This is a genomic window from Bacillus sp. PDNC022, from assembly GCF_016919285.1.
In the GTDB taxonomy this organism is placed as follows: Bacteria; Bacillota; Bacilli; order Bacillales; family Bacillaceae; genus Bacillus; species Bacillus safensis.
Genome location: NZ_CP070345.1, coordinates 2,136,980 through 2,162,604, shown reverse-complemented (window position 1 = coordinate 2,162,604; position 25,625 = coordinate 2,136,980). Strand labels below are relative to the sequence as shown.

The following is a 25,625-nucleotide window of genomic DNA, read 5'->3' as shown; positions in this document are numbered from 1 at the left end:
CTTTAGAATGTTACGTCACACGCAAGTGAAATGGTTGACGGCATTGTATGTCACCGTTTATTATGATATAGAATGACCAGTCAGTCAATACATAAAGGAAAATGGAGGAAATAATGAATTCGATCATCAATTTTGTATTAAAGAATAAGTTCGCTGTATGGCTCATGACGATTATCGTAACAGTTGCTGGTCTATATGCCGGATTGAGTATGAAACAAGAATCAATCCCAAATATCAACACTCCAGTCATTACGGTTTCTACAACGTACCCTGGCGCAACGCCGGACGAAGTATCAGATAAGGTGACAGATCCAATTGAAAAGTCGATTCAAAACCTCAATGGGGTCAACGTGGTCACTTCTAATTCTTTTGAAAATGCATCATCCATTCAAATCGAGTACGATTACAACAAAGACATGGATGAAGCAAAAAAGGAAATTGAAGATGCGATTAGCAATATCGATTTTCCTGAAAATGCAGAAAAACCTAAAATCGCACGCTTTAGTATTAACGCGATTCCAATTTTAGCTCTTAGTGTCTCTGGAGATAAAGAATCATTACAAGACCTTACACAAAAAGTAGAAAATGACCTCGTTCCTTCACTTCAAGGATTAGACGGTGTCTCTTCTGTCGAAACTTCAGGACAGCAAATCAAAGAAGTAGAATTTTCGTTTAAACAAAAGAAATTGAAAGAATACGGTCTAGATGAAGATACCGTTCAAAACATGATCAAAGGCTCTGATGTGAATGTACCATTAGGTCTATACACATTTGGCAACAAACAAAAATCAGTTGTCGTGGACGGCAATATTTTAAGCGTCAAAGATTTAAAAAATATGCGAATTCCAGTCACACCAAGTGCAGGCGGCGGTGCGGGAAGCGCTGGAGCTGGAGCACCTTCTAGCAGCGCAGGTGCGCAAGGTGCCGAGCAGCAGGCGGGAAGTGCAAGTCAGCAGCAAACAGGTGGAGGAGCAGCAAGCAGTCAATCTGTAGAGCTGCCGACGATTAAGCTATCTGAGATAGCGGATATTAAAGTCGTAAAAGATGCAGAATCGATCTCTAGAACGAATGGAAAAGACAGTATCGGTCTGCAAATTGTCAAAGGCTCTGAAGCCAACACAGTAAGTGTAGCAGAAGAAGTCACAAAAGAACTTGAGAAATTCAAAAAAGACAACAAAGGAATTAAAGTAAGCACGACATATGATCAAGCAGAGCCGATTAAAGAGTCTGTTAGCACAATGCTGAACAAGGCGATCATCGGAGCAATCTTTGCGATCATTATCATTATGTTGTTCCTGCGGGATATCAAATCAACATTAATTTCGGTCATTTCCATTCCGTTATCTCTGTTGATTGCTGTCTTATTATTAAATCAGTTGGATATCACGTTAAATATCATGACACTTGGTGCCATGACCGTCGCCATCGGGCGTGTTGTCGATGACTCGATAGTGGTCATAGAAAATATCTATCGACGGATGGCGTTAAAGGATGAACCGTTAAAAGGCAAGGCACTCGTCAGAGAAGCCACAAAAGAAATGTTTATCCCAATCATGTCTTCGACGATTGTAACAATTGCGGTATTCTTACCGTTAGCATTAGTAGGTGGAATGATTGGTGAACTATTCATTCCATTTGCCTTAACGATTGTGTTTGCGTTACTTGCTTCACTGCTTGTCGCTATTACAATTGTTCCAATGATGGCACACACTCTATTTAAAAAGAACCTGTACGGCACAGCGAAAAAGGTAAAAGAACATAAACCAAGCAAGCTTGCTGGCGGTTATAGACGTGTACTTAATTGGACACTCAACCATAAATGGATCACATCAGGAATTGCCATTCTTATGCTTGTCGGAAGTTTATTCTTAGCACCACTTGTCGGTGTCAGCTTCTTACCACAGGAAGCAGAGAAGACGGCCATGGTGACATATACACCTGAACCTGGACAAACGAGAGAGCAAGCAATTGATGAAACGAAAAAAGCTGAAGAATATTTGATGAAACGTGACCATGTCAAGACAGTTCAGTATTCACTAGGCTCTTCAAATGCCATGACAGCAAGTGTTGGCGGTAACTCTAACGGTGCGTTATTCTTCGTACAATATGATGATGACACGCCAAACTTTGATAAAGAAAAAGATCGTGTGGTCAAAGCCCTGCAAGATAAAGCATCTAAAGGGGAATGGAAATCACAAAACTTCTCATCTGCTGGTGCAAATAATACCGTGACATACTATGTGTACGGGGACAAAGCAAGTGATATTGAAGGCACAGTAAAAGATGTTGAGAACATCTTAAAAGATGAGAAAAACCTGAAAAATGTCAGCACAAGCTTATCTGAGAAATACGACGAATATACGTTTAATGCAGATCAAGAAAAACTGGCGAAACTAGGTCTAACTGCTTCACAAATCGCTCAAGCGATTGCACCTCAAAATAGTGAAACAACACTGACGAAAGTCACAGAGGACGGCAAAGAACTTGATGTGAAGCTTCAAACGGAAAAAGATGAATATAAGAGCAAAAAAGATTTAGAAAATAAAAAGATCACCACACCAACAGGGCAAGAAGTCCGAATTGGTGATGTCGTAAAAGTAAAAGATGGTACGACTGCAAATACGGTGACAAAACGTGATGGGAAAATCTACGCAGAAGTGTCTGGTGACATGACAACAGACAACGTCTCAAGTGTGACACAAGATGTTCAGAAGAAAGTCGACAAGCTTGATCTGAAATCTGGCGTAACGATTGACACAGGCGGCGTAAGTGCGGATATCGAAGAATCCTTTACACAGCTTGGCCTTGCAATGCTAGCAGCGATTGCCATTGTGTATCTCGTTCTCGTCATCACATTTGGCGGAGGTCTTGCACCATTTGCGATTCTCTTCTCACTGCCATTTACGATTATTGGTGCGCTACTTGGATTATTTATAGCAAAAGAAACCATCAGCTTAAATGCTATGATTGGATTGCTCATGCTGATCGGTATCGTTGTAACTAATGCCATTGTCTTGATTGACCGCGTAATTCATAAAGAAAAAGAAGGTCTCTCAACAAGAGAAGCGTTACTTGAAGCAGGTACAACAAGATTACGTCCAATCTTAATGACAGCACTTGCGACGATTGGTGCACTGCTGCCACTCGCATTAGGATTTGAAGGCGGAAGCCAGATCGTATCAAAAGGACTTGGCGTTACCGTGATTGGCGGTATAACCAGTTCTACACTTCTCACATTGGTCATCGTCCCAATCGTGTATGAAATGTTAAGCAAGTTTAGACGTAAGAAAAAGTACGCAGAAGAAGAGTAAGAGGAAGCCCCGCCAATGAGCGGGGCTTTCAGCGTGTAGACAAACCCTCGCATTCTTTGTCAGTCCTGCGTGCCGGTGCTCACGAATATTAAATTCGCTCCGCTTCGGTACTCGTCCTTCCTAGACTGCAAAGGTTTTCTATCACGCTGAAAAGAAGACAAAGGGCTAAAATAAAGATCATTTCAGCCCTTTGTCAATTATTTGAAAGCCCCGTGTATTGGCGGGGCTTTTTTATTTTGAAATCTGACAAACCGCTTTTCTCATAAGCTCTTCAAATGCGTGGAAAAAGGCATCACGATCGACATGGTCAATCACTTGAATTGATTTTCCATCTGGATGCTCTTCGGTGCGACCTTGTCTAGGCGTTTCAGTATAAACGATCGCATTAACTTCTTTTGAACGGGTAAATGATGTAGAAGCAAGAGTAATCGTTGTCAGCACGTCCCATAAGTAGTAAGTCGAGTTCGTTTCATGATGAATGAGCGGCGGACAAAAGGCGTAGCACTGTCCGATAAAATCTATTCCAATATGAGAACGAAGAGAAGCCCAGCGCTGACGTACATCAAGTGTAAGCGGGACTTGATTTGTACTTTCAAGTGCGACCATTTCAATAGGAAACGGTTCCTGAAAAACAGTGCTGACAGCATAAGGATCCCAAAAGGCATTCCATTCTGCTGTCCCATCATGCTCAGGTTCTTCAACATTGCCTTTTTCAAGGAACGTGCCGCCCATCCACACCAATTTCTCAATTTTATTAGAGATCGAAGGATCTTCTTCTAAAGCGCGTGCAAGATCCGTGAGCGGACCAGTAAAGAGCAGGGTGACAGGTTCTTTTGCCTTCTTAACCGTTTCAATCAGGTGAAGGTGTGCTGGCAGTTTGGACACTTTTGTATCAACAGTACCTTTTTCATTTAAAATTGGCAGAGCATCTACATAAAAAGCATGCATACGCCACTCCTTCGGAAATGGATTGACGCCTCTAGAAGTTGAAGCAGCAACTTCAATTTCATAAGGGCTGAAGCGATCAATGATTTTTTGAGATGCACTGAGAGCAGGCTCTAAATAACAATCAGCAGGAATCACAGACATTCCGATGACTTTCAGATGTTCCATTTGAAGAAGAAGAAATAAAGAGACGAGGTCATCAACACCGCCGTCATGATTAAAATAGACAGGCTTTTTCATCGCATATCATCCTTTACAGCGTTTTCTTTTATCTTATCAGAATGCTTTCTTGCTGGGGGAAATGTGGTAGGAGATTTCACATATTAGGTGGTTGTTTTGTTGCCATTTTCAAATCTCATAGTATAATTAAAGGTTGTTAGTGGTGAAAATAGATTGCATAATGAATATAGGATGATGATGAATGAAACGTGCTCGAATTATATACAATCCGACATCTGGGCGTGAACTCTTCAAGAAGAATTTACCGCAGGTTTTGCAAAAATTTGAACAAGCTGGCTATGAAACTTCTTGTCATGCGACGACATGTGCAGGAGATGCCACGCAAGCAGCAGAAAAAGCCGCACAGAGAGATTTTGATTTAATTGTAGCAGCAGGTGGAGACGGCACGATCAATGAAGTCGTCAACGGACTAGCACCGCTTGAAAAAAGACCGAAACTAGGAATTATTCCAGTTGGAACGACAAATGATTTCGCAAGAGCACTTGGCATTCCACGAGAAGGTGTTTTGAAAGCGACAGATGCCATTATTGAGGGTGTAGCGAAGCCGCTTGATATCGGTAAAGTCAATGGCCATTATTTTATTAATATTGCTGGCGGCGGCCGGTTAACAGAACTCACCTATGAGGTGCCTAGTAAACTGAAGACCATGCTTGGACAGCTTGCTTATTATTTAAAAGGCATGGAGATGCTTCCTTCAATCCGCCCGACAGAAGTCGAAATTGAATATGACGGCAAATTGTTTCATGGAGAAATCATGCTGTTCCTTGTTTCACTCACAAACTCAGTAGGCGGCTTTGAAAAACTAGCGCCAGATTCCATTTTAGATGATGGGATGTTTGACCTGATTATTCTAAAGAAGGTCAATCTAGCAGAAGCCATTCGAGTGGTCAGCCTTGCTCTCAGAGGCGAGCATATTCATGATAACAATGTCATCTACGCAAAAGCGAATCGCGTGAAGGTAGATGTAAAAGATAAAATGCAATTGAATTTAGATGGTGAATACGGCGGCATGCTGCCAGGTGAATTTGAAAATCTGTATCGCCATATTGAATTTATTGTGCCAAAAGCAACAGCTGAAAAAATAGGGTGAAGACTGAACTTGGTTCCTTATGGCGGCCAAGTTTTTCTTTGCAAATGAGGTGATAAAATTGGTGAAAATGAAACCGCCTGTTGAAAAGAATGAATACTACAATGTAACCTTCGAAGACTTAACGCATGAAGGTGCAGGTGTAGCAAAAATTGAAGGATTCCCTGTCTTTGTACCAAATGCCCTTCCTGACGAACAAGGGCAAATCAAAGTCACACGAGTCAAAAAAGGATTTGCTTTTGGACGACTCATGGAGCTGACAAAGGAAAGTCAGCACAGGCAAGATGCGCCATGTCCCATTTACAAGCAGTGCGGCGGCTGTCAAATTCAGCATATGAGCTATGAAGGGCAGCTGCTATTTAAACAGAAACAAGTAAAGGACGTTTTAGAGCGGATCGGCAAGCTTGATATGAGCCGTGTAAAAGTTCATCCTGTACTCGGCATGGAAGACCCTTGGAATTACCGAAACAAAGCACAAGTTCCAGTTGGCGAACGCGAAGGCGGACTTGTTGCAGGGTTTTATCAACAGCGTACCCATGAAATCATTGATATGGAAAAATGTTTGATTCAGCAGTCAGAAAACGATGAAGTGGTACAGGCAGTAAAAGACATATGCAATGCGTTTGGCATCAAAGCATATAACGAAGAGCGGCACAAAGGCTGGCTGCGTCATGTGATGGTTCGCTACGGTATTGCAACAGGTGAAATGATGGTTGTGTTTGTTACTAGAACAGCTGATTTTCCGCAAAAGCAGCAGGTGATTGAGCAGATTATAGCACGCTTCCCACACGTTCGGTCAATTGTACAAAACGTGAATTCAAAGAAAACAAATGTCATTTTCGGAGACGAAACAACCGTTTTATGGGGCGAAGAATACATTTATGACACGATTGGCGACATCAAATTTGCCATTTCGGCCCGCTCATTTTATCAAGTGAACCCAGCCCAAACAAAGGTACTTTACGACAAAGCGCTTGAATATGCAGAGCTGCAAGGCGAAGAAACCGTCATCGATGCCTACTGCGGAATCGGTACGATTTCCTTATTTCTCGCACAAAAAGCAGGCAGAGTATATGGGGTCGAAATTGTCCCAGAAGCAATTGAAGATGCAAAACGCAACGCGGCCTTAAACGGAATCAATAACGTTGAATTCGCAGTCGGCGAAGCAGAAACCGTCATCCCAAACTGGTACAAAGAAGGCATCAAAGCAGACACCCTCGTCGTCGATCCGCCAAGAAAAGGCTGCGACGAAGCACTGCTTGACACCATTTTAAAGATGAAACCAAACCGTGTTGTTTACGTCTCCTGTAACCCAGGGACGCTTGCTCGTGATTTGCGTATTCTTGAAGATGGCGGGTATGTGACAGAGGAAGTACAGCCTGTGGATATGTTTCCGCATACCTCACATGTGGAATGTGTGGCGCAACTTATTTTAAAAGAAGGCAACTAACCCGTATGGGTGTTGTCTTCTTTTTTTATAGTAGGGGGATTAACAAAGTTTTAGTTGAAGAGCCCTCAAACTCTTTGTCGGTAACTGCTGGTACTTAATCAGACAATTCACAGAAAATTTATTTTAACTTTTTGATATAATAGAAATATGAATAAAATGTAAAATTGGTAATTAAAACGATGATGAGAAGGTTTGTTATTGGAATATAAGAAAAATCATGGTCGTCGATTAGGGGGGAATAATAGTGAGCATTTTAGCATATATAGCAGGAACTTTGATAGCCCCAAATTTTGCGGGTTATCTTTTGTCAAAAGGTTTAACAAATCGAGGTGAAAAGAGATTAATTAAAGACATACAAGATACAGTTAATGAATTTAATCGTAAGTTTGATAATACTGAGGTTGATAGTAACTATTTTATAGAGTTTCTTCAACAGAGCAAGACTGTTGAGACAATAATACAAAGAGTATTTTATGCATATAACACTACAAAGGAAGATTACCAAGATATATTTAAGAAACTAGCACAAGAAGCGGTCGAATTTGTCAATATTAAAAAAGATGAATTTAAGCATACACCTATTAAGAAACCGAGTGATTTTGAAGAGTACTTCTCTGAGTTATTTGAAATACTAGTAAATTTTCGAGAGTCGTTATTAGATATTAAAGACAAGGCAATTGTATCAATGGTTGATGAGTCAATTGGTAAATCAGAAGGGGAAATTATAAGAACAATTGAGGAGCTAAGGGCCGATTATTTGTTAGGAGGGAATAAACACCTTTCGTCTAATGAACAAATCAAGCCTAGGCTAGAGGAGTTGAATTGCGAATATAAATCAACTTTTATTCCGTTGGATAATAGTCTTATAAAGAGAAAAGAATTTTCTTTATGTAGAGAAGCATTAGATTCAGAGAAATCTTTAATAATACATGGAAAGGCTGGAAGAGGGAAAAGTGGATGTACAGAAGATGTTATCAATTATTGTGAAGAAAATGAGATACCGTATTTAGCAATTAAATTAGATAAACGAGTTCCCAGTATGACTGCCGAGAAGTGGGGAGAAGATTTAGGATTACCTGCATCAATCACTCATTGTATTCACAGTGTTTCTAAAAATGAAAAGGCAGTAATTATTTTGGATCAGTTGGATGCCCTACGCTGGACTCTTGCTCATTCTAGAGATGCTTTATTAGTATGCTCTCAGATTATTAATCAAGTAGAGACATTGAATAATGATAGAAAAAACAAGATATCTGTTGTTTTTGTGTGTCGAACTCATGATTTGGAAAACGATAATAATATTAGAGCATTATTTAAAAAAGATGATTCAAAAGAGGACGTTATTCAATGGGATAGGGTTCAGGTTAATGAGTTGGACGAGGAATTAGTTGAGGGTATTGTTGGAAAGCGTTATGAGCAACTAACAAGTAAATTGAAAGAGATACTAAGAATTCCAAGCAATTTATATATTTGGAAACAGCTAGACCCTGGCAAAGTATATGCAGAATGTTCTACCGCAAGCCATTTGATCTCAGAATGGTGGGGACAGCTGTCCGAAAAATGTTTTGAGTTTGGATTGAGAGAAGACAATCTAACTCAGATTAAAGATAAGATGGTAACTTTTTTAGAAAAGTCTAGTAGAATATTTATTCCTTTAAGTATATTAAACGAAAATAAATCAACCTTAGAATTCTTATCTTCAAATGCTTTCTTAATAATTCAGGATAGAAAAGTTTCATTCGCTCATCAGTCTATATTAGACTGTTTTTTAGCAGATAAGATGCTTCATAGATATTATGATGGTGAAGATATCGTAGATATTATTGGGGCTAAAGATAAACAAACACCTGGTAAAAGATATCAAGTGCAAATGTTTATGCAAAATTTATTTGAAATTGATAGCCATGATTTTATTACTGTTGGACAAAAAATGTTTGAAGCAAAACAAATCAGGTATTTTGTCAAATTTGTTTTCTTCGAGGTGTTAAACCAGATAGATAATATAGATGAAAATATACAAAATTTTATTGTGAATAACTGCGAAAATGAAATATACAGTAATCATATTATTAATAACGTTATATTTTCTAAGACCAATTATATTAAGTTGCTTAGGCAAAATGGTGTTTTAGAGAAATGGTTTAACACCCCATCTAAGAAAGATATGGTTATCAATTTGTTCGTAAGTATAAGCCCGAATTTTGAGGCTGATGATATTATGTTCATTGAAAAATATGCATTTAATTCTCAGGAAGACGATAATAAATTTTCTAAATGTTTTTTTCACGATATAAATGATGATACGGATGAGTTATTTGAATTAAGACTGAAATTTTATCAACGTTATCCGTCAATGGCTGATGACTATCTCGATTTTAAGGCGATGCTCAAAAATGATGAAATAAGAACAATACGGCTAGTGTCTTTTTTGTTGGAAAATAAAATTAAAAGCAAGGGGGAACAAATTTATACTTACGAAGATGAAATACTGTATGATGACTCTAAAATTTTAAAAAATAATGGAGAAGAGGTTCTTAATTTATTATTACCATTCGTTCCAATAGAAGAAGACACAAGCTTTATTTATAGTGAGTGGTCTGGATATTATATTCATAAAAGAGGGCTAGAAAGGGCTGCTATCCAAATTATAAAAAAAGCGAATGCAGCAATAATTTCTCAACAACCAAAAAAATTCTTTGATCGCTATAAAGAATTCATGGGAAAAGGTAATGATTTATTTAATGAAATTATATTGGATGGATTATTCAGAGTGTCAGAAAGTTATAGCGATGTTGTAATTAATTATTTATGCAGTGATTTCAACAGTAACATATTCGATAATACAAGTGGCAATGGTGATAAATTATTTTTTGCCAAACAAATATTAAAAAAGCATGCGAGATACTGCAGTGAAGCTATTTTTAGTGTATTGGAAAACCGAATTCAAAGTTATCTATCTCCACAAGCTAAAGATGTATATCGAAGAAGAATTGATTATAATAAAGAAAAAAATGGTTATACAGTTTATTGGAGTTTTTGGGGTGATTTCCAAAAAGAAATTCTAGAAATTCTTCCCTATAATCGTTTAAGTATTCAAGCAAAGGATTTGCTACGTATTTTAAGACGTAAATTCCCTAAAGGGTCAACTTTATATAAATATTCGGATGGGCACAGCGGATGGATAAGCTCACCCGTGGCGGGGAAAAAATTAAATAACAAAAAGTGGATAGAGATTTTAACTAATAAAAAACTTATTCAAAAAGATTCTTCCAGATGGATAGAGGTTCCAGAAGGTTTTATTAGTTCTTCTATTGAAGAATTTGCAAGTAGTTTTAGTAAAGCTGTTTCCGAGGAACCTGAAAGAATGATAAATCTAGTTCTTTTAAATAAAGAGAAAGTTCTGGAATCATACGTAGATTCCTTATTTAGTGGCGTTGCATCTAGTAAGGCATTGAGTAATGTGCCGGTAGAGTTATTGGAAAAAATGATTTTGACCTATCCATATGATTATACCTCATATCGGGCGAATGACATTTGCTCAATCATTAGAGACAGGAAAAACGTAAAATGGTCTCAAGGGATTTTAGACATTCTAAAGGATATTGCGATCAACCACAAAAATCCAGAATTAGGAGAATCGAATATAACTAATAATGAGGATAAAGAAATGCGTAGCTTTAGTATGCTACAAAGTAATGCATTAAACTGTGTAAGAGGTAACTCAGCTCAAGCTATAGCTGAGTTATTATGGAATGAAAGAACTTTGTTTAAACAGTTTAAAGATACAATTGAAAAGCTGGCATTGGATGAAAATCCGGCAGTTAAATTTGCTAGTTTACTCGCATTATGGCCTTCATATAACATTGAAAGGGATTGGGCATCAGAATTAATTTTACTTCAATATGAACAAGATTATAAGCTAGCGGGCTTCTTTGGTACGAAAAAAATGCTCTTTTTACTATATCCGAAGTATCGCGAACGAGTATTAGAAGTTATTAAAAAATGCTACAAATCTGAAGATGAAAGATTAGTTGAAATGGGTGGACATTGTCTTTCAGAGATGTTTATTCTAAAAAAAGAATTTACACAAGTAATGAATAATGTTGATAAAATGAGTGAAGTACAAGCAAAAGCAATTCTCCATATGACAATTAATTATTTCAATAAAGATGAATTTAATTCATCAGCAAAGAATATAATGCTTAAATTTAAGGCAAGTAAATTAGATATGGAGATTCCGATTTCAAGGTTATTTTATGATAATCTTATAGATTTAAAGAGAGATAAGGATTTTATGATTGAAATAATGAATTCTGGTTTAAACCGTAGAATAGTACATGCATTTGTTCATTATCTTGAAGAAAAATCAAAATCAATAGTTGATTACAAAGATATTATATTTTCAATGAGTCACCACTTACTTGGAAACGAAGTTGGTAAGTTTGAAGAGATTTGGGGGATAGAAGATGAAATTTCTAAATTAATCATTGGATTATATGACGAAACCTCTAACTCAACTATTCCTGAGATAAAAGCTATTGCAAATGAATGTCTTAATATATGGGATTTGATGTTCGAAAATCAATTTGGTCAAATTAGGTCCTTGAGTCAAAAACTAATGGAAAGATAAGACGTTGTTGCATAACTATTATGTGCATCATTTTACACCTTTAGATCTTTTAATTAACTATCAGATATCTCGTGTAATCTATATTCGCATCTTTATGTTAACTGGATAAATTTAAAATTCTATATATAAATAACCCCCTTGTCTAGATAGGGGGTTCTTCTTCTATATTCTGATTTTTTTGATCCAGCGCAGTGGATATGATATCAAGACCAATGTATAAAAAGCTAACAAAGAAAGATAAAATTAATACACCATTCCCCCATATAGAAACTTCAATTATCTTTAAATTTAGTACATATTTAATCGTGAAGTAAATAAGAGCCCACGAAGCAAAAAATTCTAAAATATAAGTTATCCATTTTGGGACCTTCAACAAAAAAATGATTCCTTTCCCTATAAATAAAACTATAAATGACCAAAAAATTACGATGATGCTAACTAACAAAGAAAAAGTCACCAAAGAGAAAAATGAATCATAAGTTATGTATTCGCCGAAAAGAAAATTTACTCCCAATGATACTAGGTAAAGCATGAAAGTCGGAATAGCAATGACGAAACCAAGGGAAAAACATATTAGTAAAATAAGAAGAACGGCAGCAATAGCACCTGGGGGTTCATCTACAACATTTTTTTTCCTTAAAAAAGTATAAAATATGATAGAAACTAAAAGAAGTATTAAAAAAGTCAATAAAATCACATAAGAAAAAGACAATATATACCCTCCATAAAAAAGCGCTATTAGAAAACTAATAGCACTTATTGTTTATTTAAATAAGAGTAATGATGAATTTTGCCAAAGTTTTAGCAACATCTTTAGGTGCACCCATTTTAATAAAAGCTGTTACAAACTGTTTTTCTGTCCACTTTTCCCCTTTATCCATTACCTTTGCGATTTTAGCAGATTTCTTTCTGATCCAAGCAGCAGCCTTTGGATTAAAGGGTTTCAATGCTTTTGATAGTAACCATCCACCAGAACGTAAAGCACCTCGGAATGCTTTATATGACCATGAAACAGCACCTTGAGTAGAAACTTCCCCGTTTGTGGCTGTTTGAGTTGTTAAAGCATTTGACTGAATAGGGCTAGTGCTGTTATTTGCTGCGGCTTGTTGTAAAGATGTTTTATATACCTTCGTATGTACTGGTGCTATTGATTTAGTTGGCTCCGCTGCAAACGCAGTAGTCGCACCAAGACCGGAAGTTAATAAAGTTGCGCTTAATAGTACAGGAACAAACTTCTTTCTAAAAGTCATAGTAATTTCGCCTCCGAAAATTTAATGAAGAGGCTGTTTATAGTGCTAAAAAAATCTTGTTGTTCAAGCCTCAATTATAAAATACATCTTGAGAAAAAACAGTGGCATATGTCTTAAATTCTTATAGGACTTTTATATAAGATAATCACTCCTTTCTTGATTTACATAAAAATTGTAACAACAACCAAATTAAGGGTAAATAGTATTTTAATACTGTATTTTCACAACGTTATACATTTGTGTGTCTATATAATTGTATTTTATATTATGGAAAAATTGCGGTTTCTTTTCGGTGTGGAAATATTTCGAAAATGATAATATATGTCATTATAGGGAATAGCAAGAAAGGAGATGGTAGGAGTGGAGAAAATTCTTTCTTCTCAAGTTGGTATATTGATAAATGATTGGTATAGATTTATAAGGACATTTAGCGTGCCGGATGCAGAGATTTTAAAAGAACAGGTTGAAAGAGAAATAGAGAACATGGAAGAGGATCAAGATTTACTGCTATATTATCAATTAATGGAGTTTAGGCATCGACTCATGCTTGAAAGTCTTGTGCCTATTGAAATGAATCAACAACGCCCCACTTTACCCGATTTACTCAGAGAAATAGAGAACAAACAGCCCCACGTCAAAGGAACGCTTGACTACTATTCAAACTTCTTTAGAGGTATGCACGAATTCCACCAAAAAAATTATGTTGCTGCTATAAATTTTTACAAGGCTGCTGAAGAACATTTAAAGAATGTTCCCGATGATATAGAAAGAGCCGAATTTCATTACAAACTAGCTGATGCATATTATCGCATTGATCAACATTTCGTATCGTTAAACCATTTGGAAAAAGCAAAAGAAATGTATTCAACAAGCGAGTTTTACAAAGCAAAAGTAGTCGGTTGTAATATCAAATTTGGAGCGAATATGTACGACTTATACCGCTTAGATGAGGCAGAATCTTATTATAGGGAAGCCTTGAGCATGGCTCAAGAGCTTAATGAGGAAACAGCCCAACGGATTATTGGTGTAATACATCATAATTTAGGTTTAGTGAAAAAAAGAGCCGGAGAAATTGAAACCGCAGAAAATGAATTTCTAAATTCAATTCAAATAAAAGAACATGCCGAAACGATCTCGGGAATTAGAACACTTTATATGTTGTCCTGGGTATTCTACGAACAAGATAAAAAAGATAGAGGAAACCAATATTTCACCATTGGCTTAAATAGAGCTAATTTTGCAGACGATCAAGAATATATAGCTAAATTAAAAATCATTTATGCGCTTTTTGAAGAATATAATGAATCGGAGGTAAATGAAAGCCTCAGTTATTTAGAAAGCAAAAGTTTGTGGCAAGATGTAGCGGAGTTATCAGAAAAACTCGCAGATTATCATTATCAAAAAGGGAATTTTGAATTGAATAGAGAATATCTAAAAAAGACCATTAAAGCACAACAACAAATACTAAAAATGGCGGAGGCGTTATGATGAAAAAGTTATTTATCAGTTTAACAATTTTTTCTGTGTTATTCGCTGCCGGTTGGTCACTTGATAAAATCATTACTTCTAACACTTATCATGTAACAGAAAAGGCAATTACAATTTAAAAAGCCCCTGCATAGGGCTTTTTTATTTGAATATCTTTTCATTAGTTTGCCGGATGCTGTTCCTGCTGCCCGTCGCGTGACACGTTTCCCAGAAGTAGCTTTTGAACGGCGTTTACGTCTCCTCAAATTTTTGATATTTTATAAAGTGTTGATAGTTTTTTGTTCATTTTATACTCCTTTTGCGTTGAATCCTTACAAAAGTATATAATGATAAAAATTGCTGAAAGAATTTACAGAAGGACATGCCCTTTAAGGCGCTATGTCATGAGAGGAATTGGATGAAAGATGAGTAAAAATTTCTGGCGTGATTTACCGCGGCCATTTTTTATATTAGCACCAATGGAAGAAGTGACAGATGTTGTGTTTCGTCATGTTGTGAGTGAGGCGGCGAGACCGGATGTGTTTTTTACAGAGTTTACGAACAGTGAGAGTTATTGCCACCCTGATGGTATTCAAAGTGTGAAGGGGCGTTTAACGTTTACAGAGGATGAGCAGCCGATTGTTGCTCATATTTGGGGAGACAAGCCTGAAAACTTTAGACAAATGAGTATTGGAATGGCGGAATTGGGATTTCAGGGGCTTGATATTAATATGGGCTGTCCTGTCCCGAATGTCACGCAAAACGGGAAGGGCAGCGGCTTGATTCTTCGTCCAGACGTTGCCGCAGAGCTGATTCAAGCGGCAAAAGCTGGGGGATTACCTGTCAGCGTCAAAACAAGACTTGGTTTTACAGAAGTCGATGAATGGCGCGGGTGGCTTAGACATATTTTGGAGCAAGATATTGTGAACTTATCGATTCACCTTCGTACAAGAAAGGAAATGAGCCAGGTTGATGCGCATTGGGAGCTCATTCCTGAGATCAAAAAACTTCGTGATGAAGTAGCACCTGATACTCTTTTGACAATCAATGGTGATATTCCAGATCGTCAAACAGGCTTAAAGCTCGCTAAGCAGTATGGAATAGACGGCGTGATGATTGGACGTGGGATTTTCCATAACCCATTTGCTTTTGAAAAAGAGCCGAAGGAGCATACAAGTGATGAACTGCTTGGTCTTTTAAGATTACATCTTGATCTTCATGATCAATACTCATCACTAGGTTTGCGTCCATTCAAGGCACTGCACCGTTTCTTTAAGATTTATGTAAAAGGATTCAGAGGAGCGAGTTTCTTAAGAAATCAATTAATGAACACATCATCAACAGATGAAGTGCGTGCAATGCTGGATGAATTTGAAGCGAGAAATCAAGACCAATCATGACCAACAAGAGGAGGGGTAACCCTTCTCTTTTTTTATTAAATAGGACTATTAAACTATTTCTCTTAAATGGTAAAATGAGATAGAAATAACAATTGGAGGTATTTTATTTGAAACCATTTTGGGATAGAGAAAGTGAAGAAACATTTAAGAAAATCAATGAGAAAGGCATTGCAAAAGCGGAAAAGAAGCTAGGCGTCATCTTGCCGGATACATATAAAAAACTGATTCTCGAACAAAATGGCGGGTATACCCTGCATAACGCTTTTCCTACGGATCAGCCGCATGGATGGGCAGAGGATCATGTGTCATTTGATCATTTAAGAGGGATTGCCAAAGATGAAGGCATTATGGATAGTGATTATTTAATAGAAGAATGGGAATTGCCTGAGGGACTTGTACTCATTTGTGGGGATGGTCATACGTGGATTGCATTGGATTATAGAGAAACAAAGGAGCATCCGCCGATTCACTACTTTGATCTAGAAGATGAGACGGATTTCAAATTAGCGGATTCGTTTGATGAACTGCTTGCTGGTCATTATACCGCTGAATAACATGAAAAGGAAAAGGCAGCCGCAAGTAGATATATTTCATTAAAACCGTTGTTATACAGTATTTTTTGAGAGAGACAAAAGAGTCTCTCTTTTTTTTGTAAAGCAACATTGAATCTCTCTCCAAAACTGTATCTGTTATGTTTAAGTCCTATTATTCAATTGGTTCACTTTCCACTCACTAAATTTCCTGACGATAATATCTGCCACAATATAAAAAGGCAGAAAGCTGGAGTTGTCCACTTTGTTATATAAGTGAAACGGGGTGCTGCTTACATAGATGTTAAACATGGCATTTTGTGCAAGGAGGTTATTCCTTAAAGTGGTCATGCTGATAAATTTGATATGTCTCGTTTTCACCAATTGAATGATTTCATCTAAATTCTTCGATTCACCCGATAAAGAAATGATAAATAAAAGGTCATCCTCACCAAATTCAATGATTCCATCTGTTAAGTCCCGCTTGCTTCGTAATACTTGAGATTTTTTATGCAGTGACCATAGCTGCCGCTGTACATCATTGGCCAAATCGAGCTGTGCTGTTCCTGTCCCATAAATATAAATATACGGTGCGCGATCAATCAGTTGATTTAATTGATGAAAGTCGAGCTGCTCCATATATTTTCTTGTCTGGCGGATATCTTGATCAAGCAGCTGCATTAAATCCTGTGTGGTCTCTTCAGTGAAAGCATTTAATTTCACATAAGACTTTAAGTCGCTGTAGCCGTCGAACCCTATTTTCTTGGCAAGCCGGTGAATGGATGAGATGGAAGTATGAGCATAACGGGCAAGGTCCTGAATTTTCATTGTCTTCATTTTTTCAAGATGATCATGGATCGTTTTAATAATATGCAGGTCATTCTTATTTAAATCTTCGAAGTGTTTATTAACCAGCTTATCCAGTATCATGGGATGTGCCCTCCAACATGAAAATATTTTCTTCCTGTGAAAATATAATCTAATGTTACAACTTGATTTCTAAATACGTCAAACCTATTGGTTTTTGTAAGCGCTCCCTTTACAGTGGTGTTATGGATCAAGCAAAGGGGTTATGCTTATGAATGCAATCAAGCGATTTGGCAGTGCTATGGTAGTTCCTGTACTTTTATTCGCGTTTTTTGGTATTGTTGTCGGCCTCGCGACTTTATGTAAGAATCCAGCGATTATGGGGGAAATGGCTGCAGAAGGTACGATGTGGTACAAGGTTTGGTCACTGATTGAAAGCGGGGGATGGACGATTTTCAATCATATGGAACTAGCTTTTGTGATTGGATTGCCCATCTCACTTGCGAAAAAAGCGCAAGCACGTGCGACACTCGCAGCTTTAATGATTTATCTCGTATTCAACAATTATATTCATGCTATTTTGACACTTTGGCCGTCTACTTTTGGTGTTGATTTATCGCAAGGTGTCGAGAACGTAGCGGGTGTAAAAGAAATTGCAGGTATACCTACACTGGATACAAGTATCATTGGTGCGGTGATGATATCTGGAATTGTCATTTGGATCCATAATCGTTTTTATGATCAAAAGCTGCCTGAGATGCTTGGGATTTTCCAGGGGCTTGTATTTGTTGTCATCATCGGATTCTTTGTAATGATTCCTATTGCTTTTATCGTGGCTTTTGTATGGCCCTATGTTCAGCAGGGGATTCAATCTCTCCAAGGGTTCATGGCACAGTCTGGTTATATTGGTGTCTGGCTGTTTCATTTCTTGGAAAGGGTGTTAATTCCAACAGGACTTCACCATTTTATTTATACACCTTTTGAGTTTGGTCCAGCGGCTGTAAATGGGGGATTAAAACCATATTGGATTGCTCACTTAAATGAATTTGCGTCCTCCACTTCCGATTTGAAGGATCTTTATCCATACGGATTTTTATTGCATGGGAATATTAAGATGTTCGGCTGTTTAGGGATAGCTTTAGCCATGTATTTTTCAACACCGAAAGAAAATAGAAAAAAGGTTTTGGCATTGGTATTACCCGCCACATTAACAGCCATATTTGCCGGAATTACAGAACCGCTTGAATTTACATTTCTATTTCTCGCGCCTTATTTATTTGTGATACATGCACTTCTTGGAGCGACCATGGTGACAATCATGAATATGTTTGGTGTTGTGGGCATGATGGGTTCCGGGCTTATTGAAATAGCTGCATTGAACTGGATTCCGCTCTCTTCAAATCATGGAGGGATTTATCTAATCCAAGCGGTGATTGGACTTCTCTTTACAGCATTGTATTTTGTCATATTTAGATGGATGATTGTGAAATTTGATATTCCATTACCAGGACGAAAACATGAGGAGGAGACGAGGCTATATACAAAACAAGATTATGAGAATGCTCATAAAAAAGCTCATGACCAAAAGGAAGCGCCCGTTTATGCGTCTGAGTATGAAGAGAAAGCCGTTTATTTCTTAGAAGGCCTCGGCGGTAAAGAAAACATTAAAGATGTGACAAACTGTGCCACGCGTCTGCGAATTACAGTGATTGACCCTAGCTTGGTGAAAGATAGAGAATACTTTACAAAAAATAAACTGGCACACGGAATGGCGAAGAGTGGTCAAAGCATTCAGATCATTGTTGGCTTAAGTGTACCGCAAGTGAGAGAGTCCTTTGAGACAAAACTTTCATTAGATTGAAAAAGGAGCTGGATATCATGAAAAAATTTAATATTACGATCGCTGGAGGAGGAAGTACATTTACACCAGGGATCATTTTGATGCTGTTAGACTATTTAGAGGAGTTCCCAATTCATACAATTAAACTCTATGATAATGATGAAGCTAGACAAAAGACGATTGCAGATGCATGTGAGATTATGTTAAAAGAACGAGCACCAGAAGTGCGATTACTGGCAAGCACGGACCCAGAAGAAGCCTTTACTCAAGTCGATTTTGTGATGGCACATATCCGTGTCGGCAAATATGCAATGCGTGAATTAGATGAGAAAATTCCATTGAAGCATGGAGTCGTCGGACAGGAAACATGCGGTCCAGGCGGGATCGCTTACGGAATGCGGTCCATTCCAGGTGTATTAGAACTTGTCGATTATATGGAAAAATACTCACCTGAAGCTTGGATGTTAAACTATTCTAACCCTGCAGCGATAGTAGCAGAGGCAACACGTAAGCTAAGACCGAATTCTAGGATTTTAAACATATGTGATATGCCAATTGGCATCGAAGAATTAATTGCAAAGAATTTAGGCTTATCTTCACGGAAAGAACTAGAAGTCGATTATTATGGTTTAAATCATTTTGGCTGGTGGACAGATATTCGAGATAAAGCTGGAAATAGCTTAATGCCTGAGGTGATTAAGCATGTAAGCGAGCATGGTTATGCAACAGATGGAACATCTGAATTAGAACAGCAGAAGAGCTGGAACAGCACATTAAAAAAGGCTAAAGATATTCAAGCACTTGATCCAAAAACGGTACCGAATACGTATTTGAAATACTATCTATTTCCAGATGAAGAAGTGGCACATTCAAACATAGCGTTCACGCGTGCCAATGAAGTGATGGAGGGGCGGGAAGCTTTTGTTTTTAGTGAATGTCAGGCTATCATTGATAAAGGAACTGCAAAGGATACAAAGCTGACCATTGATGAGCACGCTTCCTATATCGTTGATTTAGCAAGAGCTATTGCTTTTAATAAAAAGGAACGGATGCTGATGATTGTAGAGAACAATGGCGCCATTAGGAACTTTGATCCAACAGCCATGGTCGAAATTCCTTGTATCGTTGGCAGCAGCGGTCCAGAAAAATTAGTAGTTGGAGAGATTCCAAGATTCCAAAAAAGTCTCATGGAGCAGCAAGTTGGCGTAGAAAAATTAGTAGTAGAAGCATTTGAAGAAGGGTCCTATCAAAAACTATGGCAGGCTATTACATTATCGAAAACGGTGCCGAGTGCTAAAGTAGCAAAAGATATTTTAGACGACTTAATTGTGGCAAATCAAGCATTTTGGCCAGAGTTAACTTAACACGAGAATAAGCAATATGGGCGTCACAGCGCTCATATTGCTTATTTGTTTTTTTAACCGATGTATTGTGATGGAGAGGAAAAGGCCCCCTTACTCTGCACTCTCCTCAACCTCACGGCTATCCTCTGTTTCACCAATGTAAATAGGGCCGTTTGCGTGGTCGATTCGGATTGGCCATTCGTATGGAATTTGAAGACGTCTAGCAATGGCTCTCCAGAATTTTGTGGAATCCAATTCGAATTCTTGGAAGTCTTTTAATAAGTCTTTGTAAGACGAGCCATCAAATTGAATGAACATATCTTGAAGGCGCATGAACGCGACATGTCTCACTTCAAGTGCTGCTGCGGCTTCCATTTCTTCTTCTGTTGCTTCTCCGATGATTGTACCTGCGGGCGGAAGCATGTCGTATACGTTAAATTCCTCTTCTTCTTCGTGTGCTGCATTGTGCTGTTGATCTGACATTTTTCTTCACTCCTTCTCGTTCTCAATCAAAACTTTATTCTGTGCTTACTTCTATTATCGGAAGGAAATGTGAAAAGTGGAGCAGATCCACAACACTTGCTTTTTTCTCTTGAATCATCTATGATCAATTACAGATATAAAAGGTCTATAATAGATAGAAAGGAATTTCCCCATGAAATATTCTAAAGCGACCAACTATGCGCTGCATACGATGGTATTTTTAACTCTTGTGCCAAAGGGTAAAGCGATTGGCGTTGAGCCTCTTGCTAAGATGCAAGACCTTTCACCAACCTATTTATCCAAAATTTTAACAAAGCTTGTGAAGGCGGGATTGATTGAGTCAACACCTGGTGCAAAGGGAGGTTATACCCTTATCAAACGAAAGGAAGACATTTCGTTTTTAGATGTCATTCAAGCTGTAGAAGGACAAACGAATTTATTTCGCTGCTCTTTAGAGCATGACTCCTTCATGCCTCATGATGGCTGTTTGATTGAACAAGTCATGCAGGATGTGGAAAGGAAAATGCAGGAGACGTTAAGTCAAAAACGGTTAATTGATATTGCGAACCAAATTGAGCAGACAGAAAAAAATCCATTTTTCAATATGTGATTTTTTTGAACTAATTATAGATATTAAGAGTCTTTAAAGTCTTGAATAAAAAGGAGAGATTGATATGTTATTAGATTGTGCCATTATCGGAGGCGGACCAGCCGGATTAAGTGCAGCACTTGTTGTAGGGAGAGGCAGAAAGCAGGTCATTGTATTTGATGATGAGCTGCCAAGAAATCGAGTGACGCAGGAATCACATGGATTTATTACAAACGATGGAATGACACCGTTTGAAATCAGACAAGCCGGAGAGGCAGACCTTCAAAAATACCCTAGTATTAAAATCAAACGAAGTCGAATTGTTGATATACAAAAGAAAGAGGAAAGCTTTACGTTACTGACACACGAGGGGGATACATTCGAAGCGAAAAAAATCATTTTGGCAACAGGACTTCAGGATATTCTGCCAGAGATCGAAGGAATTCATGATGTGTACGGAAAAACGTTGTTTAGCTGTCCTTTCTGTGATGGATGGGAATTAAAGGACAAAGCACTTGCCCTTATTGCAGAGAATCAGCGAGCCTTGCATATGGCTAAGCTTCTTTCCAATTGGACAAAGGATTTGATCGTGTTTACAAATGGGCACGTGTTGGCTGAAGAGGACAAGGCACTTCTGACGGCACATTCTATTCAAGTCATTGATGAGCCAATTGTGTCGATTGATCATGACAATGGGCAGCTGCGCGCTCTCCAGCTTGCGAATGGGGAGACAGTGAAAAGGGAAGGTGGTTTTGTCGCAAGTGAATTCAAGCAGTCAGCCCCATTTGCCGAAAAGCTTGGCTGTCAAATGACGAAGAATGCGGGGATTGAAACAGATATTCTTGGACGTACAACCGTCAGTGGAGTCTTTGCGTGTGGGGATAATTTAGGCGGCCCTGCTCAGTTAGTTCTTGCAGCAGCAGCTGGAAGCCAGGCAGGAATGGGCGTCATTCATGAATTTGTGCAAGAAGAGTTCCAAGAAAAAACATCTCTTTGAAAAGAGATGTTCAGCGGAGAGCGGTTTTTCGTTTTGTTAAGACGTGAGCTGTCCATTCAAAAATTGCGTAGATAACAAAGAAGATCAGGAGCCAGCTGCTGGCATCGACCCAAACATTGGTGATCTGAATGATGTTCGCCTGATCAAGTCCAGCCTGTATCCACATAGTGATCAATGCGGTGAAGAACACCTGTAAAAACCATTTTTTCAATTGGTTACATCTCCATCTTTTTCTATCATATAAAAAATTACAGTTTATTTCCATCAGTTTCAACGGTAAAATAAGAAATAAAACTAATGAAAGGACATGAAATGAGCGAGCAAACCACTAGTTTTTTAAAAAGTCATTTTCCTGATCTTGTCCTCACGCCGCCTCTTTTTTATGAATGGCCTTTTGGGCTTCGCTTTGAAGTGGCAGATTGGTCATTAGGAGAAGAATCGGTTGTATTAGAAAAAGCAGGGGATCGTGCTTTGAAAATTGTCAGATATGCTTTTGATCCAGAAGACGATATTCTATTTGTCACAGATGTCTATACGCAGCATGAACATGAATTAATGAAGAAAAAGCTCCTAGTTTATCAGAAATATGTTCGCCGGCAAGTACGCAAACGATTGCGTCACGAGCTTTTGACCTATGTCATATCAGAACTAGATGAGCCCCTGACATTGGAGAGATTTACGTTGACTTGCCAGCTGCAAGATATACGATTACGCCCACTGCTGCATGCCATATGCCAAGAGGATTTCTATGCACCGAATCAAATTTTGAACGGGAAGCTTGGTTATGAAATTTATCTCATCAATCTCTCAAAACAGATGATTTTCCACTTATATGATGATCGAGGCTGTGATCTTATTGCGGCAGATACTGAGCGTCTTCGGCCAGTCTATGAAGGCTTACAGCACTGGCTATTAGACTATGACCGCCCTCAGATGGATCAGTTGTTTACAGAGAAATAAGAAAACCGCACTTTCGACAAGTGCGGCTTCTTTTTATGCTTCTACTTTATTGAAGAACTGTGGCAAATATTCTTTGTGTGCTTCTAGCATTTCATCTAGGATGCATTTTGCAATGGCATCTGATGGGACAAGCGGGTTGATGGTCATTGCGACAAGAGCTGTGTTGTAATCACCTGTCACGGCTGCTTCAGCAGCTACACGTTCAAAGGATTTAATTTGAGAAATGAGTCCTTTGACAGCGACTGGCATTTCACCAACAGCGATTGGTTTAGGACCGTCTTTTGTGATAACGCAGTTGAGTTCAACCGCAGAATCATTTGGAATGTCACTAATTGCCCCATTATTAATGGTGTTTACAGGCTGAATGTCATGCTTGTCGTTATAAATGGATGCAATCAAGTTACAAGCCGCATCACTGTAGTAGGCACCGCCTCGTTTTTCAAGCTGTGGCGGCTTGATGTCGAGATCAGGGTCTTTGTAAAGCTCGAACAAATCATTTTCTAATGCGCGAACGACTTCAGCACGTGTTCCTTCATTTGCTGCTGCTTTCTTTTCTTCAGCCAGCATATCACTTGTTTTGTAGTAGTAACGGTGATACGGACAAGGAATGGCGCCAAGCCCTTTTAAGAAATCAGCATCCCACGGAATCGCCTGAATGTTGTTCATCGACATGCTAGAGTTTGGATCAGCCATGTCTTCGATGACTTGATCCATGATGCTTTTGCCATCTAAGAATACATTGAGTCCAAAGACCATATGGTTTAATCCAGCAAAGCTGACTTCAACTCTGCTTGCGTCGACATCAAGCCCTTTGGCGATTCCCATGCGAATGCCGATAGGCACGTTGCATAAACCAACGACTTTACGATGGTTTGAATAACGAAGAACGGCTTCAGTGACCATACCAGCTGGATTTGTGAAATTCACAAGCCATGCATTCGGGCAAAGCTCTTCAATGTCTTTGACAATATCAAGAATGACAGGAATGGTGCGAAGTCCTTTGAATAGCCCTCCTGGACCATTTGTTTCTTGACCAATGACATCATATTTTAAAGGAATGCGTTCATCCTTCATGCGTGCTTCAAGAAGTCCGACACGGAATTGTGTTGTGACAAAATCAGCATCTACAAGTGCTTTCCTGCGATCTAATGTTAAATGAACCTCGATTGGAAGACCTGCTTTTTTGACCATGCGTTTTGCAAGATTTCCGACGATCTCAAGCTTTTCTTTTCCCGCTTCAATATCAACGAGCCAAAGTTCGCTAATCGGAAATTCATCGTACCGTTTAATGAATCCTTCTACAAGCTCTGGTGTATAGCTTGATCCTCCGCCAATTGTGACAACCTTTAATCCTTTTGCCATGTTCTGCACCTCCGAATAATGTAACGCGCAATGTTATAATAGAAAAAAGTCTTTTTTTGTTTTGTACATCTATAGCTTATCGTGAGAGCATCTTGTGCGTAAATGACTTCAGCGTCTTTAGGCAAGGGTGCCCTATTTAGAGATTTGTTACATAAAAGAAACACATTGTGACATGATGTTGGAGAAAGGGGAAGTCAGATGTTTTCAAGTGAGATCATTTCCAGCTTTAATGGACTAGAAAGCGCTTTATACCGATATATCATGGAAAACAGTGAAAAGGTCGTGTACATGAGAATTCGAGACCTTGCAGATGCTGCGCATATTTCCACTTCGTCTGTCCTTCGCTTTTGCCGAAAAGTAAACTGTGATGGCTTTTCAGAGTTTAAAGTGAAGCTCAAAATGTATTTAGAATCAGAGCAGACACCTTCTTTAAAAAGTACACAGCACTTTCTATATGAATTTATTGAACGAACCTTGAAGGGAGACTTTGAGGGGAAAATTAAGGAGGCCGCGAAGCTTATTGCTGAGGCAAAAAATGTGCTGTTTATCGGAACTGGCAGTTCTGGCATTTTGGCGCAGTATGGGGCGAGGTACTTTTCAAGTCTTGAGAAATTTTCATTTTACATCAATGATCCGTTTTTCCCGATGAATATGCAGTATTTAGACAATAGTGTCACTATTGTGCTGTCTGTATCAGGAGAGAACAGTATTACGATTGATCATATTTCGAAGTTAAAAAGAGAAGGCAGCAAGATCATTAGTATTACGAATAACCAGCACTGCACGATTTCGCGCATTTCAGATTTAAATATTGCCTACTACGTCACAGATGAGCGGGTCCACAGAGCCAATATCACCACACAGACGCCAGTTGTGTATATTTTAGAAGCCATGGCCCGTGACATGTTTGCGATGTTAAAAGAAAAGTAAAAGA

The 25,625-nt window shown here is 38.4% G+C and carries 19 protein-coding genes and 1 pseudogene; 13 read left to right on the top strand and 7 right to left on the bottom strand.

The window, feature by feature from the left end:
- Window positions 1–113: 113 nt before the first annotated feature.
- A complete protein-coding gene (locus tag JVX94_RS11180; protein WP_205183106.1) occupies window positions 114–3,311 on the top strand; it encodes an efflux RND transporter permease subunit in 3,198 nt (1,065 codons plus the stop codon).
- A 231-nt stretch (window positions 3,312–3,542) separates the two neighbouring features.
- Here JVX94_RS11180 and JVX94_RS11175 read toward each other — a convergent pair whose 3' ends face one another.
- Window positions 3,543–4,496: a nucleoside hydrolase gene (locus JVX94_RS11175; protein ID WP_144472543.1), complete on the bottom strand. Its 954-nt coding sequence runs from the start codon at window positions 4,494–4,496 to the stop codon at window positions 3,543–3,545.
- A 181-nt stretch (window positions 4,497–4,677) separates the two neighbouring features.
- On the opposite strand from JVX94_RS11175, the gene JVX94_RS11170 reads away from it, so the two are divergent.
- The 3 genes from JVX94_RS11170 to JVX94_RS11160 all read left to right on the top strand — a co-directional run bounded on the left by JVX94_RS11170 (window position 4,678) and on the right by JVX94_RS11160 (window position 11,663).
- Complete coding sequence (locus tag JVX94_RS11170; RefSeq protein WP_024424554.1) at window positions 4,678–5,586, top strand: diacylglycerol kinase; 909 nt, start codon at window positions 4,678–4,680, stop codon at window positions 5,584–5,586.
- A gap of 61 nt (window positions 5,587–5,647) precedes the next feature.
- Complete coding sequence (gene rlmD, locus JVX94_RS11165; RefSeq protein WP_205183103.1) at window positions 5,648–7,033, top strand: 23S rRNA (uracil(1939)-C(5))-methyltransferase RlmD; 1,386 nt, start codon at window positions 5,648–5,650, stop codon at window positions 7,031–7,033.
- Between the two features lie 244 nt (window positions 7,034–7,277).
- Complete coding sequence (locus tag JVX94_RS11160; protein WP_205183100.1) at window positions 7,278–11,663, top strand: NACHT domain-containing protein; 4,386 nt, start codon at window positions 7,278–7,280, stop codon at window positions 11,661–11,663.
- 142 nt (window positions 11,664–11,805) lie between these two features.
- Here JVX94_RS11160 and JVX94_RS11155 read toward each other — a convergent pair whose 3' ends face one another.
- Entirely contained in the window at window positions 11,806–12,375 is a 570-nt protein-coding gene (locus tag JVX94_RS11155) for a hypothetical protein (protein WP_205183097.1), read from the bottom strand.
- A 55-nt stretch (window positions 12,376–12,430) separates the two neighbouring features.
- On the bottom strand, window positions 12,431–12,913 hold the full coding sequence (locus JVX94_RS11150; protein ID WP_205183095.1) for a hypothetical protein: 483 nt from the start codon (window positions 12,911–12,913) through the stop codon (window positions 12,431–12,433).
- 351 nt (window positions 12,914–13,264) lie between these two features.
- On the opposite strand from JVX94_RS11150, the gene JVX94_RS11145 reads away from it, so the two are divergent.
- The 3 genes and pseudogenes from JVX94_RS11145 to JVX94_RS11135 all read left to right on the top strand — a co-directional run.
- Complete coding sequence (locus JVX94_RS11145) at window positions 13,265–14,401, top strand: response regulator aspartate phosphatase (RefSeq protein ID WP_240193755.1); 1,137 nt, start codon at window positions 13,265–13,267, stop codon at window positions 14,399–14,401.
- Between the two features lie 404 nt (window positions 14,402–14,805).
- Entirely contained in the window at window positions 14,806–15,780 is a 975-nt protein-coding gene (locus JVX94_RS11140) for a tRNA dihydrouridine synthase (RefSeq protein WP_144472533.1), read from the top strand.
- Between the two features lie 107 nt (window positions 15,781–15,887).
- Window positions 15,888–16,331, top strand: a pseudogene (locus JVX94_RS11135) (SMI1/KNR4 family protein); the annotation flags it as partial.
- A 144-nt stretch (window positions 16,332–16,475) separates the two neighbouring features.
- Here the strand turns inward: JVX94_RS11135 and JVX94_RS11130 are convergent.
- Window positions 16,476–17,240 carry a MurR/RpiR family transcriptional regulator gene (locus JVX94_RS11130; protein ID WP_205183089.1) on the bottom strand — a complete coding sequence of 255 codons (765 nt, stop codon included), beginning with the start codon at window positions 17,238–17,240 and terminating at the stop codon, window positions 16,476–16,478.
- 148 nt (window positions 17,241–17,388) lie between these two features.
- Here JVX94_RS11130 and JVX94_RS11125 point away from each other — a divergent pair, with 148 nt between their 5' ends.
- Complete coding sequence (locus JVX94_RS11125) at window positions 17,389–18,978, top strand: alpha-glucoside-specific PTS transporter subunit IIBC (protein WP_095407915.1); 1,590 nt, start codon at window positions 17,389–17,391, stop codon at window positions 18,976–18,978.
- A 17-nt stretch (window positions 18,979–18,995) separates the two neighbouring features.
- On the top strand, window positions 18,996–20,321 hold the full coding sequence (locus JVX94_RS11120; RefSeq protein ID WP_095407916.1) for a 6-phospho-alpha-glucosidase: 1,326 nt from the start codon (window positions 18,996–18,998) through the stop codon (window positions 20,319–20,321).
- A gap of 90 nt (window positions 20,322–20,411) precedes the next feature.
- Here JVX94_RS11120 and JVX94_RS11115 read toward each other — a convergent pair whose 3' ends face one another.
- Window positions 20,412–20,783: a hypothetical protein gene (locus JVX94_RS11115; protein ID WP_046314086.1), complete on the bottom strand. Its 372-nt coding sequence runs from the start codon at window positions 20,781–20,783 to the stop codon at window positions 20,412–20,414.
- A 172-nt stretch (window positions 20,784–20,955) separates the two neighbouring features.
- Here JVX94_RS11115 and JVX94_RS11110 point away from each other — a divergent pair, with 172 nt between their 5' ends.
- Both JVX94_RS11110 and JVX94_RS11105 read left to right on the top strand, forming a co-directional pair.
- Window positions 20,956–21,393, top strand: coding sequence for an Rrf2 family transcriptional regulator (locus JVX94_RS11110; RefSeq protein WP_205183086.1), 438 nt, complete (start codon window positions 20,956–20,958; stop codon window positions 21,391–21,393).
- A 64-nt stretch (window positions 21,394–21,457) separates the two neighbouring features.
- Complete coding sequence (locus JVX94_RS11105) at window positions 21,458–22,369, top strand: NAD(P)/FAD-dependent oxidoreductase (RefSeq protein ID WP_095407918.1); 912 nt, start codon at window positions 21,458–21,460, stop codon at window positions 22,367–22,369.
- Window positions 22,370–22,379: 10 nt separating this feature from the next.
- Here the strand turns inward: JVX94_RS11105 and JVX94_RS11100 are convergent, their stop codons facing one another.
- The gene (locus JVX94_RS11100; RefSeq protein WP_095407919.1) at window positions 22,380–22,580 is read right to left on the bottom strand and encodes a hypothetical protein; all 201 of its coding nucleotides are present in this window, start codon (window positions 22,578–22,580) and stop codon (window positions 22,380–22,382) included.
- An 86-nt stretch (window positions 22,581–22,666) separates the two neighbouring features.
- Here JVX94_RS11100 and JVX94_RS11095 point away from each other — a divergent pair, with 86 nt between their 5' ends.
- Window positions 22,667–23,329, top strand: a complete 663-nt coding sequence (locus JVX94_RS11095) for a DUF3885 domain-containing protein (RefSeq protein ID WP_186318702.1) — start codon at window positions 22,667–22,669, stop codon at window positions 23,327–23,329.
- A gap of 33 nt (window positions 23,330–23,362) precedes the next feature.
- On the opposite strand, the gene JVX94_RS11090 is transcribed toward JVX94_RS11095, so the two are convergent.
- Complete coding sequence (locus JVX94_RS11090) at window positions 23,363–24,691, bottom strand: 6-phospho-beta-glucosidase (RefSeq protein WP_205183083.1); 1,329 nt, start codon at window positions 24,689–24,691, stop codon at window positions 23,363–23,365.
- 198 nt (window positions 24,692–24,889) lie between these two features.
- On the opposite strand from JVX94_RS11090, the gene JVX94_RS11085 reads away from it, so the two are divergent.
- Entirely contained in the window at window positions 24,890–25,621 is a 732-nt protein-coding gene (locus JVX94_RS11085) for a MurR/RpiR family transcriptional regulator (RefSeq protein ID WP_205183081.1), read from the top strand.
- The last annotated feature ends 4 nt before the right edge of the window (window positions 25,622–25,625 follow it).